Source organism: Isoptericola sp. AK164 (assembly GCF_029643425.1).
GTDB lineage: Bacteria > Actinomycetota > Actinomycetes > Actinomycetales > Cellulomonadaceae > Isoptericola > Isoptericola haloaureus.
In genome coordinates this window covers 679,997-697,034 of record NZ_CP119106.1, presented here as the reverse complement: position 1 = coordinate 697,034, position 17,038 = coordinate 679,997, and the positions used below count along the sequence as shown (strand labels likewise).

Here is a 17,038-nt window from a genome sequence, read left to right as displayed (position 1 = left end):
TCGTCGGCCTCTCTAGCTCTTGAGCAGGTTGACGTCGTCGACCGAGGCCGACCGGCGGGCACGGAAGATCGTCACGATGATCGCCAGGCCCACCACGACCTCGGCGGCGGCGACGACCATGACGAAGAAGGCCAGGACCTGTCCGGTGATGTCGCCGTGCATCCGCGCGAACGTGACCAGCGCGAGGTTCGTGGCGTTGAGCATCAGCTCGATGCCCATGAACACCACGATGGTGTTGCGCCGCAGCAGCACCGTCGTCGCGCCGAGCGCGAAGAGGACGACGGCGAGGTAGAGGTAGTTCGTCAGCTCCATCAGCGGGTCTCCCCCTCGCTGCTGTCCGGTCCGACGCTCGGCACCGGGTCGTCGGGGCCCTCCAGCTCGCGGTGAACCAGCGTCTGCTCGGCGGTGAGCAGCTCGGCGGCCTCGCGCTGCTGGCCGCGGATGCGCAGCACGCGCGGCACGGAGTGCTCCAGCGGGCGGCCCGTGTGGTCGAGCGCCGGGGTGTCCATCGCGTTGTTCTGCGCGTAGACGCCGGGTGCCGGCAACGGGCTCAGGTGCCGCCCGGTGGGCACCGCGGCGATCTTCGCCTCGGCCAGGGCCCGCTGGGTGGGCTTGTTGCCGATCCGGCGCCGGTGCGTGAGCACCAGGCCGGCCAGCGCGGCGGTGACGAGCAGGATGCCGACGACCTCCATGGCCACGACGTAGTGCTCCATGACGACCCGGGCCAGCGCCACGGGGTTGGTCACCGCGTTGGCCTCGGCCAGCCCCTGCGGCGGCGGGAACGTCGACTGGGCGATGACCCCGCACAGCACGGACGCCAGGCCCGCCCCGAGCAGCAGCCCGATCCAGCGCTGGCCGCGGATGGTCTCGGTCAGCGAGTCGGCCGCGTCCACCCCCACGAGCATCAGCACGAAGAGGAAGAGCATCATCACGGCGCCGGTGTAGACCACGACCTGGACCACGCCGAGGAACGGGGCCTCCTGGGCCACGTAGAGCACCGCCAGGGAGATCATGACGAACACGACGCACACCGCGGCGTGCACGGCCCGGCGCACGACCAGCAGGCCGGCGGCCGCGATCACCATGAGCGGTGCCAGCACCCAGAACAGGACGGTCTCGCCGCCGGAGACGGTCATGGGCGTGCCTCCTCGGTCTGCACGGGACGGTGGTCCAGGTTGGACTGCGTCGCCGCGGCGCGGGTCGCCTCGGCACGGTCCTGGTCCGGACGCAGGTGGTGCGTGTCGGGCACCGGCGGCGGCGCGTCCCCGGCCACGACGGCGGACGCGGCGTCGAGCGTCGGGTCGTCCGGACGGTGCTCCCGTACCCAGTCGACCTGCTCGGCGGTGGGTGCCGTGACCTCGCCGCGGTAGTACTCGGTGTCGGTGGTGCCCTCGGCCATCGGGTGCGGCGCGGAGAGCATCCCCTCGGCCAACGGGGCCAGCAGGTCCTGCTTCTCGTAGATCATCCCCGCGCGGGACGGCCCGGCCAGCTCGTAGTCGCTGCCCATCGTCAGCGCCCGGGTGGGGCACGCCTCGATGCACAGCCCGCAGAAGATGCAGCGCAGATAGTTGATCTGGTAGACGCGTCCGTAGCGTTCTCCGGGGCTCATGTGCGCCTCGGGGGCGCCGTCGACGGCGGCGGCGTTGTCCGCCCCCTCGACGTAGATCGCGTCGGCGGGGCAGGCCCAGGCGCACAGCTCGCAGCCGATGCACTTCTCGAGCCCGTCGGCGTACCGGTTGAGCTGGTGACGGCCGTGGTACCGGGTCTGCGGCGGCGTCTTCTTGCGGGGGTACTCCTCGGTGACGGTCGGCTTGAACAGCGACGAGAACGTCACGCCGAAGCCGGCCACGGGAGCGAACAGCTCCCCGAGAGGTCCCTTCTTCGGCCGCAGCGGCTCGTAGGGCTGGTCGCTCATCGCGTCTCCTCGTCGTCGACAGCGGTCGCGGTGGTGGTCTCCACGTCCTCGGCGGGCGGCACGGTGCGCCGGGCCCGCGGCGAGGGCGGCAGGCTCTGACCGGGGACGGGCGGGACCGGGTAGCCGCCGGCGAAGGCGTCGAACGGCTGGTCGCCCTGCGCCGTCGTGTCGTCCGCCGGTCTCCGCTCGGGCCACAGCCACAGCACCGCCATGACGACGGCGAGGGCCACGAGGATCCCGACGATCATCTGGGTCTGGGTGACCCCGGCGAGCCCCGCCCACTGGAAGGTGCCCAGGATCGCCACCCAGGCCAGCGCGAACGGGATGAGGACCTTCCAGCCGAAGACCATGAACTGGTCGTAGCGCAGTCGCAGCAGCGTGCCGCGCACCCACACGAAGGCGAACATCAGCAGCCACACCTTGGCCAGGAACCACAGCAGCGGCCACCAGCCGGTGTTGAACATCCCGTCGCCCACCAGGGACAGCGGCCACGGAGCGCGCCAGCCGCCCAGGAACAGCGTCGTCGCCACGGCCGAGACGTTGAGCATCGCGATGTACTCCGCCAGGAAGAACCAGGCGAACTTCATCGAGGAGTACTCGGTCATGTACCCGCCGACCAGCTCGCCCTCGGCCTCCGGCAGGTCGAACGGCAGCCGGTTCGTCTCCCCCACCATCGAGATGAGGAAGATGACGAACGCCGGTGCGAGCGGGATGAACCACCACAGGCTCGTCTGGGACTCCACGATGGACGAGGTCGACATCGACCCGGCCATGATGAACACGCTGACCAGGCTCAGCCCCATCGCCAGCTCGTAGCTGATGACCTGGGCGGTGGACCGGACCGAGCCGAGCAGCGGGTACGTCGAGCCCGACGACCAGCCGCCGAGCACGATGCCGTACACGCCGATCGAGGCGCAGGCCAGGATGTACAGCACCGCCACCGGGAAGTCGGTGAGCTGGGCCGGGGTGGTGAAGTCCGTGAACGGGATCGTCACCGAGGGACCGAACGGGATGACGGCGAACACGAGCAGCGAGCAGAACACCGAGATCATCGGGGCGAGCAGGTAGACCCGCCGGTCGGCGTTCGTGACCGTCACGTCCTCCTTGAGCAGCAGCTTCATCGCGTCGGCGAGTGACTGCAGCAGACCGAACGGACCGTGCCAGTTCGGTCCGGGGCGCAGCTGCATCCGGGCGACGAGCTTGCGCTCGAACCAGATCGCGAACAGCACGCTGGTCAGCAGGAAGACGACGATGAGCACGGCCTTGACGACCGAGACCCAGATCGTGTCCGCGCTGAAGTCGGCGGCGACGCCGGGGATCATGCCTGGACTCCCTTCTCGGCCGGGGAGACCCGGACGGTTCGGCCCGGGGAGACGCCGAGGGTGTCGTGCACCCGGCAGCCGCGCGAGGCCAAGGGCAGCCACACCACGTGGTCGACCATCTCCGTGATCGCCACCGGCACGGTGACCGCGCCGCGCTCGGTCGCCACCGTGACCTGGTCGCCGTCGAAGACGTCGAACCCGGCCGCGGTGGCGGCGCTCATCCGGGCCACCGGTGTCTTGGCGGTCCCGGCGAGGAACTCCTCGCCGTCCTGCATCGCGCCGTCGTCGAGCAGCAGGCGCCAGCTCGCCAGCACCGCGGACCCCGGCGGCACGGCGGGCGGGTCGTCGGTGGTGTGCTGCGGCGGCGCGGGCCGGGGCCCGCCCCAGGCGGGTAGCGCGGCGATCGCCCGGTGCGCACGCACCGGCTCGGCCAGGCCCAGGTCGCGGTCGAGCAGGCTCGCGAGCTCGTGCAGGACCCGGTGGTCCGGCAGCGCCGTGGAGTCCAGCGCCTGGCCGAAGGCCCGCACGCGGCCCTCCCAGTTCCAGTACGACCCGGCGCGCTCGACGGGCGGTGCGACGGGCAGCACGACGTCGGCCAGCTCGGTGACCTCGGTGCGGCGCACCTCCATCGAGACGACGAACCCGGCCGTGGCGAGCGCCCGACGGGCGTGCTCGGGGTCGGGCAGGTCGGCGAGCTCGACGCCCCCGACCAGCGCCCCGGCGAGCTGGCCCACGCTGAGGGCGTCCAGGATGCCGGCGGTGTCGAGGCCCCGGGTGTCGGGCAGGTCCGCGACGTCGACCTCCCAGGCGGCGGCGACCTCCGCGCGGGCGGCCCCGTCCTCCAGCGGACGTCCGCCGGGCAGCAGACCCGGCAGCAGGCCGGCCTCCACGCCGCCGCGCTCACCGGCGCGGCGCGGGATCCAGGCCAGACTGGCCCCGGTGGTGCGGGCCAGCTCGAGGACGGCGGCGTACGCACCGGGCGACCCGGCCAGCCGCTCGCCGACGAGCAGCACGGCCCCCGGCTGCGCCAGCGCCTCGGCGGCCTCCGGCACGCGGGCGTCGTCGACGTCGGCCCGGCTGGTGCTGCCGGACGCCTGCCGCGCCACCGCGCCGAGCCACTCCGCCTCGGTGCCCGGGGCGGCCGGCAGCAGCGTGCCGTCCAGCCGGGCGAGCCCGCGGCTGACGAACGGCGCCACGGAGAACACGCGGGTGCCCTGCTTCACGCCCTTGCGCAGGCGCAGGAACGTGACCCCGGCCTCCTCCTCGGCCTCGAGCCCCGCCAGCAGCACGGCCGGCGCGGACTCGAGGTCGGCGAACGTGACGCCGACGCCGGAGCCCGCCACCGTGTGGGCCAGGAAGTCCGCCTCCTCGACCGAGTGCACCCGGACGCGCTGGTCGATGTCGTCGGTGCGCAGCACGGTGCGGGCGAAGCGCGACCAGGCGAAGGCGTCCTCCACCGTCAGCCGGCCGCCCGGCAGCACCCCCACCCCGCCGTCGTCGCGGGCGGCGGCCAGGCCGCGGGCGGCGACCTCGAGGGCCTCGACCCAGGACGCCGGCCGCAGGTCGCCGTCCTCGCGCACGAGCGGGGTCGTGATGCGGTCCGGCGCGCTCTGCCAGGTGAAGGCGAAGCGGTCCTTGTCGGTGATCCACTCCTCGTTGACCGCGGGGTCGTCGCCAGCCAGCCGCCGCATCACCGAGCCGCGGCGGTGGTCGACGCGGATCGCGGACCCGCAGGAGTCGTGCTCGCCGATGCTCGGGGTGGAGACCAGGTCGAACGGACGCGCGCGGAAGCGGTACCGCGCCCCGGTCAGCGCTCCTACGGGGCAGATCTGGACCGTGTTGCCGGAGAAGTACGACGCGAAGGGCTGGCCCGAGGCGTCGGGCAGGGCGACCCCCTGCGGCACGTCCACCGGACCGTCGGCCCGGACGCCGTCGGACGCCGCGGGCGCGTCCCGGTGCCCGCCGCACGGCGGGGCGAAGTCGAGCACGTCCTCGTCGAACCGCCCGATCTGCTGGTGGGCGCCGCGCTCCTGCAGGTCGATGAACACGTCCCCGGCGATCTCCTCGCTGAACCGCGTGCACCGCTGGCACAGCACGCAGCGCTCGCGGTCCAGCAGGATCTGGGTGGAGACCTGGATCGGCTTGGGGAACGTCCGCTTGACGTCGGTGAAGCGCGAGTCCGCCCGGCCGTTGCTCATCGCCTGGTTCTGCAGCGGGCACTCGCCGCCCTTGTCGCAGACGGGGCAGTCCAGCGGGTGGTTCATGAGCAGCAGCTCCATGACCCCCTGCTGGGCCTTGTCCGCCACGGCGGAGGTGTGCTGGGTGCGCACGACCATGCCCGGCACGACGGTCATCGTGCACGAGGCCTGCGGCTTGGGCATCGGGCGCAGGTTGCCCTCGCGGTCCGGCATCTCGACCTCGACCAGGCACTGCCGGCACGCCCCCGCGGGCTCCAGCAGCGGGTGGTCGCAGAACCGCGGGATCTCGATCCCGACCTGCTCGGCGGCGCGGATCACCAGCGTGCCCTTGGGCACGGTGACCTGGACGTCGTCGATCGTGCAGGTCACGGTCTCCACCGGCGCGGCATCGGTCGGTGTGCCTGTGGTGGCGGTCATCAGTGGCCTCCTGCACCCGCGAGCGCCGGCGGCGCCTGGGGCGTGTCGTCGAACAGCGTGGACCGGGCCGGGTCGAACGGGCACCCACGCCCGTCGAGGTGCGCCTCGTACTCGTCGCGGAAGTACTCGATGGACGACGTGATCGGGGACGTCGCGCCGTCGCCGAGCGCGCAGAACGCCCGGCCGAGGATGTTGTCGCACAGGTCGAGCAGGACGTCGATGTCTCCCGCCTCGCCCGCGCCGGCCTCGATGCGGTGCAGGATCTGCTTGAGCCAGTAGGTGCCCTCGCGGCACGGGGTGCACTTGCCGCACGACTCGTGCGCGTAGAAGTCCGTCCACCGGCTGACGGCGCGGACGACGCAGGTCGTCTCGTCGAAGATCTGCAGCGCGCGGGTACCGAGCATCGACCCGGCCGCGCCGACTGACTCGTAGTCGAGCGGGACGTCGAGGTGCTCGGCGGTGAACAGCGGCGTCGAGGAGCCGCCCGGGGTCCAGAACTTCAGCTCGTGGCCCTCTCGGACCCCGCCGGCCAGGTCGAGCAGCTCGCGCAGCGTGATGCCGAGCGGGGCCTCGAACTGCCCGGGGCGGGTCACGTGGCCGGACAGGGAGAACAGGCCGTGCCCGGTGGACTTCTCGGTGCCCATCGAGGAGAACCAGTCGGCGCCGTGCGCGACGATGCCGGGCACGGAGGCGATGGACTCCACGTTGTTGACGACCGTGGGCCGGGCGTACAGCCCCGCGACGGCGGGGAACGGCGGCTTGAGCCGCGGCTGGCCGCGCCGGCCCTCGAGCGAGTCCAGCAGCGCGGTCTCCTCGCCGCAGATGTAGGCGCCGGCACCGGCGTGCACGGTGACCTCGAGGTCGAAGCCGGAGCCGTGGATGTTCGTCCCCAGGTGACCGGCCTCGTAGGCCTCCCGCACGGCGGCGAGCAGCCGGCGGTAGACGTGCAGCACCTCGCCGCGCACGTAGATGAACGCGTGGTGGCACCCGATGGCGTAGCTGGTGATGGCCACCCCCTCGACCAGGTGCTGCGGGCTGGCCATCATCAGCGGGATGTCCTTGCAGGTGCCCGGCTCGGACTCGTCGGCATTGACCACGAGGTAGCGCGGGCCGCCGTCGGGCGGGGGCAGGAATCCCCACTTCATCCCGGCGGGGAACCCGGCGCCGCCGCGCCCGCGCAGGCCGGAGTCCTTGACGAGCTGGACCAGGTCGGCCGGGTCGGTGCCCAGCGCGGCCCGGAGCCCGGCGTAGCCGCCCGCCGCCTCGTAGGTGGCGAGCTTCCAGGAGCTCTCCGCGTCCCAGGTGTCGGTCAGGACCGGGGTCAACGGGTCAGTCATCGTCGCCCTCCTTCGCGTCGGCCTGCCCGGCAGGTCCGGTGTCGTCCGACGGCGTGGTCGGTTTCCGCTCCGCGCTGGACTGGCCGGTGCCCGTCTCGGGCGTCACCTCGACGCGCGGTGTCCCGGGGGCCCCGGCCTGCTCGCCGCCCGGAGCGGTCCAGCCGCGCTCGCGCGCGATGCGCAGCCCCTCGAGGGTCGGCCCGCCGGCACCGGCGCCCTCGTCGGCGCGGCCGTCGTCGAACCCGGCCAGGACCCGGCTCATCTGCTTGAACGAGCAGACCGAGTCGGCGCCCCGGGTCGGGGTGACCTGCTCCCCGCTGCGCAGACGGTCGGCCAGCTCGGTGGCGGACTCCGGGGTCTGGTTGTCGAAGAACTCCCAGTTGACCATCACCACGGGGGCGTAGTCGCAGGCGGCGTTGCACTCGACGCGCTCCAGCGTGACGGACCCGTCCGGCGTGGTCTCGTCGTGCCCGACGTCCAGGTGCTGGCTCAGCCGGTCGAAGATCGCGTCCCCGCCCATGACCGCGCACAGCGTGTTGGTGCAGACCCCCACCGTGTACTCGCCGTTGGGGTGGCGCTTGTACTGGGTGTAGAAGGTGGCCACCGCGGAGACCTCCGCGGCGGTCAGCCCGAGCTGCTCGGCGCAGAAGACGATCCCGTCGCGGCTGACGTAACCCTCGACGGACTGCACCAGGTGCAGCAGCGGCAGCAGCCCCGACCGCGGGTCCGGGTAGCGCCCCTTGATCTCCTCGGCGTCGGCCACGAGCGCGGCCAGGGTCTCGGCGTCGTACCCCGTGCGCGAACGCGCGCCCACCGGTTCGGCCGTCATCGGTCCACCCCTCCCAGCACCGGGTCCAGGGACGCGACAGCGACGACGACGTCGGCCACCTGGCCGCCCTCGCACATCACCGACACGGCCTGGAGGTTGTTGAACGACGGGTCGCGGAAGTGCGCCCGGTAGGGCCGCGTGCCGCCGTCGGACACCACGTGCACGCCGAGCTCGCCGCGCGGGTGCTCGACCGTCTGCCACGCCTGTCCGGCCGGCACCCCGAAGCCCTCGGTCACCAGCTTGAAGTGGTGGATGAGGGCCTCCATCGAGGTGCCCATGATCTGGCGGATGTGGTCCAGGGAGTTGCCCTGGCCGTCGGAGCCGACGGCGAGCTGGGCCGGCCAGGCGATCTTCTTGTCCGCGACCATGATCGGCGCGCCGACGGTGTCGTCCAGCCGCGCGAGGCACTGCTCGACGATGCGCAGCGACTGGTAGCACTCCTCGATGCGGATCACGACCCGCGCGTAGCAGTCGGCGGCGGTGTCCGTGGGGACGTCGAAGTCGTAGTCCTCGTAGCCGCTGTACGGGAACGCCTTGCGCACGTCGTACGGGTGCCCGGCGGACCGCAGCACCGGACCGGTGATCCCGAGGGCGAAGCAGCCGGACAGGTTCAGCACGCCCACGCCCTGCAGGCGGGACTTGAAGATCGGGTTGGCCAGCATCAGGTCGCCGAGCATGCCGATGTACTTGCGCAGGCTGGGCAGCATGTCGCGCACCTGGTCGGTGAACCCCTCGGGGACGTCCTGGGCGACGCCGCCCGGACGGATGAACGCGTGGTTCATCCGCAGGCCCGTCACCGCCTCGAAGAGGCGCAGGATCTCCTCGCGCGCGGTGAACCCGAGCGTCATGATCGTGGTGGCGCCCATCTCGTTGCCGCCCGTGCCCAGGCAGACCAGGTGGGAGGCGACCCGGTTGAGCTCCATCATCAGCACCCGGATCACGCTGGCGCGCTCCGGGACGTCGTCGGTGATGCCCAGCAGCCGCTCGGTGCCCAGGCAGTACCCGGCCTCCTGGTACAGCGGCGCCAGGTAGTCCATCCGGGTGCAGAACGTGGTGCCCTGCGTCCAGGTGCGGTACTCCATGTTCTTCTCGATGCCGGTGTGCAGGTAGCCGACGCCGCAGCGGGCCTCGGTCACCGTCTCGCCGTCGATCTCCAGCATCAGGCGCAGCACGCCGTGGGTGGACGGGTGCTGGGGACCCATGTTGACGACGATGCGTTCCTCGCCGATCGCCTCGCGCGCGATCTCGTCCCAGTCGCCGCCGGAGGCCTCGAACCCGGCGACGCCGGGCCCGTAGTCGTCGGCGGCCGGTCCGGTCGCGTGCGGCGCGTCGTGTGCCGGCGCGGTCATGAGTACTCCCTCCGCTGGTTCGGCGGTGGCACCGTGGCGCCCTTGTACTCCACGGGGATGCCGCCGAGCGGGTAGTCCTTGCGCTGCGGGTGGCCGGGCCAGTCGTCCGGCATCTCGATCCGCGCCAGCGCGGGGTGGCCGTCGAAGACGATCCCGAAGAAGTCCCAGGTCTCGCGCTCGTGCCAGTCGTTGGCCGGGTAGACCGTCGTCGTGGACGGGACGTGCGGGTCCTCGTCGGGGCAGGCGACGTCGAGACGCAGACGCCGGCCGTGCGTCACGGAGGTCAGGTGGTAGACGGCGTGCAGCTCACGACCGACGTCGTCCGGGTAGTGCACCCCCGAGACGCCCAGGGACAGCTCGAAGCGCAGGTCCTGGTCGTCGCGCAGGGCCCGGCACACGGCGAGCAGGTGCTCGCGGGCGACGTACAGCGTCAGCTCGGCGTCGCGGCTCGGCCCCTCGCCCTCGGCCGGGCGGCGCGGGTCGGTGATCACCACCCGCTCGACCGCGTCGGCGAAGGCCACGCCGGCGTCCCCCAGCACCTCGGCCAGGACGTCCACCGCCTCGTCGAACCAGGACCCGTAGGGGCGCGAGGCCGCGGCCGGCATCGTCACCGTGCGGGTCAGTCCGCCGTAGCCGGAGGTGTCGCCGGAGCCGTGCACCCCGAACATGCCGGTGCGCTCGCGCACGACCTCGGCCGTGGGCCCCTGCTGCCGGCGCTCGACCTCGCCGGAGCGCTCGCTCATCGCAGCAGTCCCGGCATCTGGGAGGTCGGCGTCGCCTCGAGGGCCGCAGCCTCGGCGGCCTTGGCCGCCTCGACACGGTTGACGCCCATCGGCTCGTCCAGGATCTGCTGGTGCAGCGCCAGGATCGCGTTGATGAGCATCTCCGGGCGCGGCGGGCAGCCCGGCAGGTAGATGTCGACGGGTACCACGTGGTCGACGCCCTGGACGATCGCGTAGTTGTTGAACATGCCGCCGCTGGAGGCGCACACGCCCATCGAGAGCACCCACTTGGGCTCGCTCATCTGGTCGTAGACCTGCCGCACGACGGGAGCCATCTTCTGACTGACCCGACCTGCCACGATCATCAGGTCCGCCTGGCGCGGCGAGGCCCGGAAGACCTCCATGCCGAACCGTGACAGGTCGAACCGCGAGGCGCCGGCCGCCATCATCTCGATGGCGCAGCACGCCAGGCCGAACGTCACCGGCCACACCGACGCCTTGCGCAGGTAGCCGGCGAGGTCCTCGATCGTCGTCAGCAGGAACCCCGAGGGGGACTCCTCCAGACCCATGACTCCTCCTTCGCGGAGATCTCGGCACCGGCCACCGCCGGCACCCTTGCCGAACTGCCCGTCAGACCCAGTCGAACCCGCCGCGCCGCCACTCGTAGACGAACGGCACGGTGATGAGGGCCAGGAACACGAGGATCGCCGCGAACCCGAACCCGGCCAGCACCGCGAAGTCGACCGCCCACGGGTAGAGGAAGACGACCTCGATGTCGAAGACGATGAACGTCATCGCCACCAGGTAGTACTTGATCGGGAGCCTGCCGCCCCCGGTGGCGTGCGGGGTGGGCTCGATGCCGCACTCGTAGGCGTCGAGCTTCGCGCGGTTGTACCGCTTCGGGCCGATGACGGCGCTCGCCCCGACCCCGCCCAGGGCCAGCACGGCGGCGATCCCCATGAGGACCAGCACCGGGACGTACGGGTTGCTCATCGGGTCTCCTCACCCACGCCTGTGTCACTTCCTTGTGCCACCACGAGTCTCACACCACGTCACTCCCGCGCGAACGCTGCGGTGCCTCGCTCCGACACATCTCGGTCCTCGCCGTCCCTCCGCGGGAGCCCCTCGCGCTCATGCGTTCGGAACCACCTTCGTCAGCCCCGCGATGACCCGGTCGACCCAGTCGCCGCCGCGAGGTTCGTAGCAGTCGGACAGCAGCTTGAGCACGAACTGCATGACCACCGGCTGCGGCAGCCCGTACTTCACGCACGCCCGCATCACCGCGGGGTGCTCGATGAGCCGCACGAACCAGCGGCCCAACGTGTAGTAGCCGCCGAGGTCGGCACGCATCCTGTCGGTGTAGGTGGCCAGGGTGCGCTCGCGGGCGTCGTCGGTCAGCCGGGTGCGGGCCTGGGCGATCGCGTCGGCGGCGACGCGGCCGGCCTGCAGGGCGTAGGCGATGCCCTCGCCGTTGAACGGGCTGACCATCCCGGCGGAGTCCCCGACCAGCACGGTGCCGTCCCGGTACATCGGGCTGCGGTTGAAGCCCATCGGCAGCGCGGCGCCCCGGACGGGCCCGATCTGGTTCTCGGGGGTGAACCCCCACTCGGGCGGGGTGTTGGCCGTCCAGGCCTTCATCATGGCCCGGTAGTCGTGGCCCTGGGCGGACTGGCGAGCCGGGGTCGAGGCGACCGACCCGAGCCCGACGTTGGCGGTGCCGTCGCCGAGGGCGAAGATCCAGCCGTAGCCGGGCAGCAGGTTCGACTGCCCCGGGGTGCCGTCCCACAGCTCCAGGTGCGACTCCATGAAGGCGTCCGCGTGCCGGGGGGTGCCCTCGGTGCGGTAGTAGGTGCGCACGGCGGTGCCCATCGGCCGGTCGTCGCGGCGCGTCAGGCCGAGCGCCGTCGCGAACCGGGAGGAGACGCCGTCGGCGGCCACCACGACCGGTGCCCGGAAGGTGCGCGGCGCGCCGTCGGCCCGCCCGCGGGCGTCCAGCGGCTGGGCGTGGACGCCCACGACCCGGCCGGTGCGCTCGTCGGTGAGCGGGCCGGTCACCTTGGTGCGCTCGGCGAGCTTGGCGCCCGAGGCCTGGGCGTGCTGGACGAGGAAGTGGTCGAGCGTCATGCGCGACCGGGCGAGGCCGTAGCCGGGGTAGGTCGTCAGCTCGGGCCAGGCCAGCTCCCAGGAGCGGCCGCCGGCGACGACCCGCAGCCCGTCGTTGCGGATCCAGCCGTCCTCGGCACGGGTGTCGACGCCCATGCGGGCGAGCTCGGCGACCGCGCGGGGCGTCAGCCCGTCGCCGCAGATCTTGTCGCGGGGGAAGGCCGACTTCTCGAGGACCAGCACGTCGAGCCCGGCGGTCGCGCACCAGTGCGCGGCCGAGGCCCCGGCGGGACCGGCACCGACGACGATCACGTCGGCGTCGTCACGATCGACCGCTCGCACTGCTCACCTCCCGCCACCGGGGTCCGGGCACACGCGTGCCGAGACCCTTTGTGAACCCGCTCACAACGTTCTGCGTTGCACTCTAACCACGTTCAGCGACCGATGTGTAGGAAGGCAAGCCTTCGTTGGCGTGAACAGCATGTTTCCCGGGCGCGGAGGGTGGCGGCACGACTGGTCACCGCATACGGTCGACAACGCACCGCCCCGACATCCCCGCAACCAGGAGGCACTGACCATGAAGGCCGTGACCGCGCTCGCCGTCGGCATCGCACTGGGGTACTACCTCGGCACCGAGAAGGGCCGCGAGCAGATCGACCAGGCGAAGAAGCTCGCCGTGGACACGTGGAACGACCCCCGCGTGCAGGAGAAGGTCAGCGAGGTGCAGGAGAAGGTCGCCAAGAACTGACGATCCCTCCTGAGCAGGGGCGATGCCCCGACGCGCTCGCGTTCACGCGCCCTGGGGGCGCTCCGTTCCGGGACGCCGACCGCGTCGGGGCATCGCCCCTGCTCCGCGCCACCGCCTCGCCGTTCCCACGGCGCGCCGGGCGGGGTCCGCGGGCCGGCTCGCGGGTCAGGCGGCCGGGCGGGTCCCGCGGTGCAGCGCCACGATGCCGCCGGTCAGGTTGCGGTAGGCGACCCGCTCCCATCCCGCACCCAGCATGAGCCGCCCCAGACCCTCCTGGTCGGGCCAGGCCCGGATCGACTCGGCCAGGTACTCGTAGGAGCCCTGGTCGCGCGTGACCAGCCCGGCCACGGGCGGCAGCGCACGCATCAGGTACTCGAGGTAGACCTGCCGGAACGGCGCCCACGTGGGGTGGGAGAACTCGCAGATCACCACCCGGCCGCCGGGCCGGGTCACCCGCAGCATCTCGCGCAGCGCGGCCGAGGTGTCCACCACGTTGCGCAGCCCGAAGCTGATGGTCACGGCGTCGAACGCGGCGTCGGCGAACGGCAGCCGCGTGGCGTCACCGGCCACGAACGGCAGGTCGGCCCGACGGGCCTTGCCGACCTGCAGCATCCCCATCGAGAAGTCCGAGGGCACGACGACGGCCCCGGCCGCGGCGAACGGCTCGCTCGACGTGCCGGTCCCGGCCGCGAGGTCGAGCACCCGCTCCCCCGGCCCCGCCCCGACCGCGGCCACCGTCGCCCGGCGCCAGGCACGGTCCTGGCCGAGGGAGACGATGTCGTTGGTCAGGTCGTAGCGCTCGGCGATCCCGTCGAACATCGAGGCGACCTCGACGGGCTTCTTCTCCAGGCTGGCGCGCGACATGGCCACATCGTCCCACGCCCGGCGGACGACACGTCCCGCGCGGCGTAGTCTGGGCCTCGATGTCCGCCACGCCCTACCCGGCGCCGGTCCCGCCGTCGGGCGCGTCCGCCGGCACCCCCGCTGCAGCACCCGAGCCCCCGCCGCTCGTGGTCCGCACCACCCGCCTGGACCCGTTGCCCGGCGACCTGACCGCCCTGGTCGACCTCCTGCCCGACGCACGCCCCCTGACCTGGGTGCGCCGCGGCGACGGGATCGTCGGCTGGGGGGAGGCCCTGCGCCTGGACACGTACGGTCCGGGGCGGTTCGCCGACGCGGAGGCGGCCTGGCGCGCCACGCTGGCCCGCGCCGTCGTCCGCGACGAGGTGGGGCTGCCCGGCAGCGGCCCCGTCGCCTTCGGCACGTTCGCGTTCGACGACGGCGGTACCGGCGAGGCCTTCGACGGTTCCAGCCCGCAGGGCTCCCTCGTCGTGCCGCGCGTTGTCGTCGGCCGGCGCGGGGACGTCGCCTGGATGACCACGATCGCCGTCGACGGCGCGCTCGAGCCACCGGGCGACGCCGGCCTGGCGGCCACCGAGCGCACGCCGGTGCACGACCCCGGCCGGGTCACGCTGACCGACGGCGCGGTCGGTGCCCGGGACTGGCCGGCCGTCGTCGCCGAGGGCGTGGCCCGCATCCAGGCGGGCGAGCTGGAGAAGGTGGTGCTGGCCCGCGACGTCGTCGCCACCGCCGAGCGCCCCGTCGACCCGCGCTGGCTGCTGCGCCGTCTGGCCGCGCGCTACGAGTCGTGCTGGACCTTCTCGGTGGCCGGGATGATCGGGGCCACGCCGGAGCTCCTGGTGCGCAGCGAGAAGGGTCTGGTGACCTCGCGCGTGCTGGCCGGCACCATCCGGCGCGAGCCCGGGATGAGCGACGACGACGCGCTGCTGCACGCGGCGCACCTGGCCCGCTCGTCGAAGGACCTGGAGGAGCACGAGTTCGCTGTGGCCTCGGTCGCGCGGTCCCTGGCCCCGTTCTGCTCGTCGATGAACGTCCCGGACGCGCCGTTCGTGCTGCACCTGCCGAACGTCATGCACCTGGCCTCCGACGTCACGGCGGTGCTGGACCCCGCCACGCGGGCGAGCTCGCTGTCGCTCGCCGCGGCGCTGCACCCCTCGGCGGCCGTGTGCGGCACACCGACCGTGGCGGCGCGCGACCTCATCCGCGAGATCGAGGGGATGGACCGCTCCCGGTACGCGGGCCCGGTCGGCTGGGTCGGCGCCGACGGCGACGGCGAGTGGGGCATCGCACTGCGGTCCGCGGAGATCGCCGACGACCCGCGCCACCTGCGGCTGTTCGCCGGGTGCGGGATCGTCGCGGCCTCCGACCCGGAGGCGGAGCTCGCCGAGTCGGAGGCCAAGCTCGTCCCGATGCGGTGGGCGCTCGGCGTCTGAGCCAGACCTGCCGAGGCTTCCCTCATGAGTTCGGTCGTGCGGAACGGATTCGGTCGACATCCTGACCGAACCCGTTCCGCACGACCGAATCGACAGCGAGGAGGACCGGGCTGTCCTCGTGGGCGGAGGATCAGTTGCCGAACAGCTCGCGCAGCCAGTCCGGGATGTTGTCCGGCTGCGTCGGGTCGGAGGACCCGTCCTGCTGCTGGTCCTGGTCCTGCTGACGGTCCTGGTCCTGGTCCCGCTCCTGTTCCTGGTCCTGCCGGCCCTGGCCGGAGCCCGGCATCTGCCCGGACCCGCCCTGACCCTGGGACCCGGACGTCGCCTCCTCGCGCACGGCGAAGGACACGTCCACCGAGGTCGCCTGCCCGTCGCGCACGACGGTGACGGACGCCTGCTCGCCGGCGGTGCGCTCACGCACGTAGGCGGTCAGGGACTCGGCACCGTTCACGGCGTCGTCGTCGATGGCGACGATGACGTCACCGGCCTGCAGGCCGGCCTCCGCGGCCGGGGACCCGGAGACGACCTCGACGACCTCCGCGCCGCGACGGGTGACGCCGTCGGCCGTCGCGGTGGCGTCGGTCAGCGAGACGCCCAGGAACGCGTGCTCGGCCGTGCCGTCCTCGATGAGCTGGTCGGAGACGGTGGTCGCCAGGTTCACCGGGATCGCGAAGCCCAGCCCGATCGACCCGGACGAGCTGCTCATGCCGCTCGACATCGTCGCGATGGACGAGGTGATGCCGATGACCCGGCCCTGGGCGTCGAACAGGGGGCCACCGGAGTTGCCCGGGTTCACCGCGGCGTCGATCTGGATCGCGTTGGTGACCACGACGTCGCTGCCGTCCTCGCCCGAGGCCGCCACCGGGCGGTCCAGGGCCGAGACGATGCCGGTGGTCGCCGTGTTCGCGAGGCCCAGGGGGTTGCCGACGGCCAGCACGGAGTCGCCCACCTGCACGCTGTCGGAGTCACCGAACGCCGCGGGCTGCAGGTCGTCCGGCGGGTCGGTCAGCTGGACCACGGCGAGGTCCGTCGTGGCGTCGGTCCCCACGATGGTCGCCTCGTACAGTCGGCCGTCGGACAGCGTGACCTGCACGGTGTCGTTCGAGGCGCCGGAGACCACGTGGTTGTTCGTCAGGACGTGCCCCGACTCGTCGAGGACGACGCCGGAGCCCTCGGACCCGCCGGCCTGGCTGGTGACCTGGATCGCGACGACGGAGGGCGCCACTGCGGAGGTGACCGCCTGCCAGTCCGGGTTCTCGCTCGTGGAGCTCGCCACGGGGGCCGCGTCGGAGCTCTGCGAGGTGCCGACCTCGGCGAGCGAGGAGCCGGCCGCGTCGTCGTCGAGCAGCGTGATGGCACCGGCGGTGGCCGCGCTGGCGATCACGGCCGCCCCGGCGGCCACGGCCACGATCGGCACCCACGGGGTGCGACGCCGCTCCGGGACCGGCTGTAGGTTCTGCTGGTGCGCCGGCGGGTAGGACGTCGGGCCGCCACCGTGCCCGCCGTACGCGGGAGCCGCCTGGTACGCCGGTGCACCGAACGTGCCAGCGGGCTGCTGCGGGGCGTGCGGAGTGCTCGGCTGCTGCGGAGCCTGCTGGGCGGCCGACTGCTGCGCGTGCTGCGCGCTCGGCTGCGCAGGCGCTGTCGCCGGCTCCGCGGACGCCGTCGTCTGCTCCGCGGCCTCGGTGTCGCGCTGCGGGGCCGCCGTCGTCGGCAGCGGGGTGGTCGGCTGCTCGACGGGGTGCTGCGGGCCCGACGGCTGCTGCGGTGCGGGGGTGTGGTCGGTGCTCATGTGCCCTCCTCG

Annotated in this window: 16 protein-coding genes; 2 read left to right on the top strand and 14 right to left on the bottom strand. The window is 72.9% G+C overall.

The genetic code is table 11. The features are described from left to right. Positions 1-12 precede the first annotated feature (12 nt). The 12 genes from nuoK to PO879_RS03095 form a co-directional block, all read right to left on the bottom strand. Positions 13-312 (bottom strand): NADH-quinone oxidoreductase subunit NuoK, encoded by a 300-nt coding sequence (gene nuoK, locus PO879_RS03150; RefSeq protein ID WP_278236486.1) that lies wholly within the window; start codon positions 310-312, stop codon positions 13-15. Then, entirely contained in the window at positions 312-1,136 is an 825-nt protein-coding gene (locus tag PO879_RS03145; RefSeq protein ID WP_278236485.1) for an NADH-quinone oxidoreductase subunit J, read from the bottom strand. The genes nuoK and PO879_RS03145 overlap by 1 nt, the downstream gene beginning before the upstream one ends. Next, positions 1,133-1,915 carry an NADH-quinone oxidoreductase subunit NuoI gene (nuoI, locus tag PO879_RS03140; RefSeq protein ID WP_278236484.1) on the bottom strand — a complete coding sequence of 261 codons (783 nt, stop codon included), beginning with the start codon at positions 1,913-1,915 and terminating at the stop codon, positions 1,133-1,135. The genes PO879_RS03145 and nuoI overlap by 4 nt, the downstream gene beginning before the upstream one ends. Then, entirely contained in the window at positions 1,912-3,237 is a 1,326-nt protein-coding gene (gene nuoH / locus PO879_RS03135; protein WP_278236483.1) for an NADH-quinone oxidoreductase subunit NuoH, read from the bottom strand. The genes nuoI and nuoH overlap by 4 nt, the downstream gene beginning before the upstream one ends. Then, positions 3,234-5,852, bottom strand: a complete 2,619-nt coding sequence (locus PO879_RS03130; protein ID WP_278236482.1) for an NADH-quinone oxidoreductase subunit G — start codon at positions 5,850-5,852, stop codon at positions 3,234-3,236. The genes nuoH and PO879_RS03130 overlap by 4 nt, the downstream gene beginning before the upstream one ends. Then, positions 5,852-7,189, bottom strand: coding sequence for an NADH-quinone oxidoreductase subunit NuoF (gene nuoF / locus PO879_RS03125; RefSeq protein ID WP_278236481.1), 1,338 nt, complete (start codon positions 7,187-7,189; stop codon positions 5,852-5,854). The genes PO879_RS03130 and nuoF overlap by 1 nt, the downstream gene beginning before the upstream one ends. Further along, the gene (gene nuoE, locus PO879_RS03120) at positions 7,182-8,018 is read right to left on the bottom strand and encodes an NADH-quinone oxidoreductase subunit NuoE (protein WP_278236480.1); all 837 of its coding nucleotides are present in this window, start codon (positions 8,016-8,018) and stop codon (positions 7,182-7,184) included. The genes nuoF and nuoE overlap by 8 nt, the downstream gene beginning before the upstream one ends. After that, complete coding sequence (locus PO879_RS03115; protein WP_278236479.1) at positions 8,015-9,367, bottom strand: NADH-quinone oxidoreductase subunit D; 1,353 nt, start codon at positions 9,365-9,367, stop codon at positions 8,015-8,017. Before PO879_RS03115 ends, nuoE begins: the two co-directional genes overlap by 4 nt. Continuing rightward, positions 9,364-10,110, bottom strand: a complete 747-nt coding sequence (locus tag PO879_RS03110) for an NADH-quinone oxidoreductase subunit C (RefSeq protein ID WP_278236478.1) — start codon at positions 10,108-10,110, stop codon at positions 9,364-9,366. Before PO879_RS03110 ends, PO879_RS03115 begins: the two co-directional genes overlap by 4 nt. Continuing rightward, positions 10,107-10,658: an NADH-quinone oxidoreductase subunit B gene (locus PO879_RS03105; RefSeq protein ID WP_278236477.1), complete on the bottom strand. Its 552-nt coding sequence runs from the start codon at positions 10,656-10,658 to the stop codon at positions 10,107-10,109. Before PO879_RS03105 ends, PO879_RS03110 begins: the two co-directional genes overlap by 4 nt. Positions 10,659-10,719: 61 nt before the next feature. Continuing rightward, the gene (locus PO879_RS03100) at positions 10,720-11,082 is read right to left on the bottom strand and encodes an NADH-quinone oxidoreductase subunit A (protein ID WP_278236476.1); all 363 of its coding nucleotides are present in this window, start codon (positions 11,080-11,082) and stop codon (positions 10,720-10,722) included. A gap of 138 nt (positions 11,083-11,220) precedes the next feature. Then, positions 11,221-12,534 carry a geranylgeranyl reductase family protein gene (locus PO879_RS03095; RefSeq protein ID WP_278236475.1) on the bottom strand — a complete coding sequence of 438 codons (1,314 nt, stop codon included), beginning with the start codon at positions 12,532-12,534 and terminating at the stop codon, positions 11,221-11,223. A 235-nt stretch (positions 12,535-12,769) separates the two neighbouring features. On the opposite strand from PO879_RS03095, the gene PO879_RS03090 reads away from it, so the two are divergent. After that, positions 12,770-12,940: a hypothetical protein gene (locus tag PO879_RS03090; RefSeq protein WP_278236474.1), complete on the top strand. Its 171-nt coding sequence runs from the start codon at positions 12,770-12,772 to the stop codon at positions 12,938-12,940. Between the two features lie 165 nt (positions 12,941-13,105). Here PO879_RS03090 and PO879_RS03085 read toward each other — a convergent pair whose 3' ends face one another. Beyond that, complete coding sequence (locus PO879_RS03085) at positions 13,106-13,804, bottom strand: demethylmenaquinone methyltransferase (RefSeq protein ID WP_278236473.1); 699 nt, start codon at positions 13,802-13,804, stop codon at positions 13,106-13,108. Positions 13,805-13,863: 59 nt separating this feature from the next. Here PO879_RS03085 and PO879_RS03080 point away from each other — a divergent pair, with 59 nt between their 5' ends. Continuing rightward, positions 13,864-15,234 (top strand): isochorismate synthase, encoded by a 1,371-nt coding sequence (locus tag PO879_RS03080; protein WP_278236472.1) that lies wholly within the window; start codon positions 13,864-13,866, stop codon positions 15,232-15,234. 130 nt (positions 15,235-15,364) lie between these two features. Here PO879_RS03080 and PO879_RS03075 read toward each other — a convergent pair whose 3' ends face one another. Then, positions 15,365-17,026: a trypsin-like peptidase domain-containing protein gene (locus tag PO879_RS03075; protein ID WP_278236471.1), complete on the bottom strand. Its 1,662-nt coding sequence runs from the start codon at positions 17,024-17,026 to the stop codon at positions 15,365-15,367. Between the last annotated feature and the right edge of the window lie 12 nt (positions 17,027-17,038).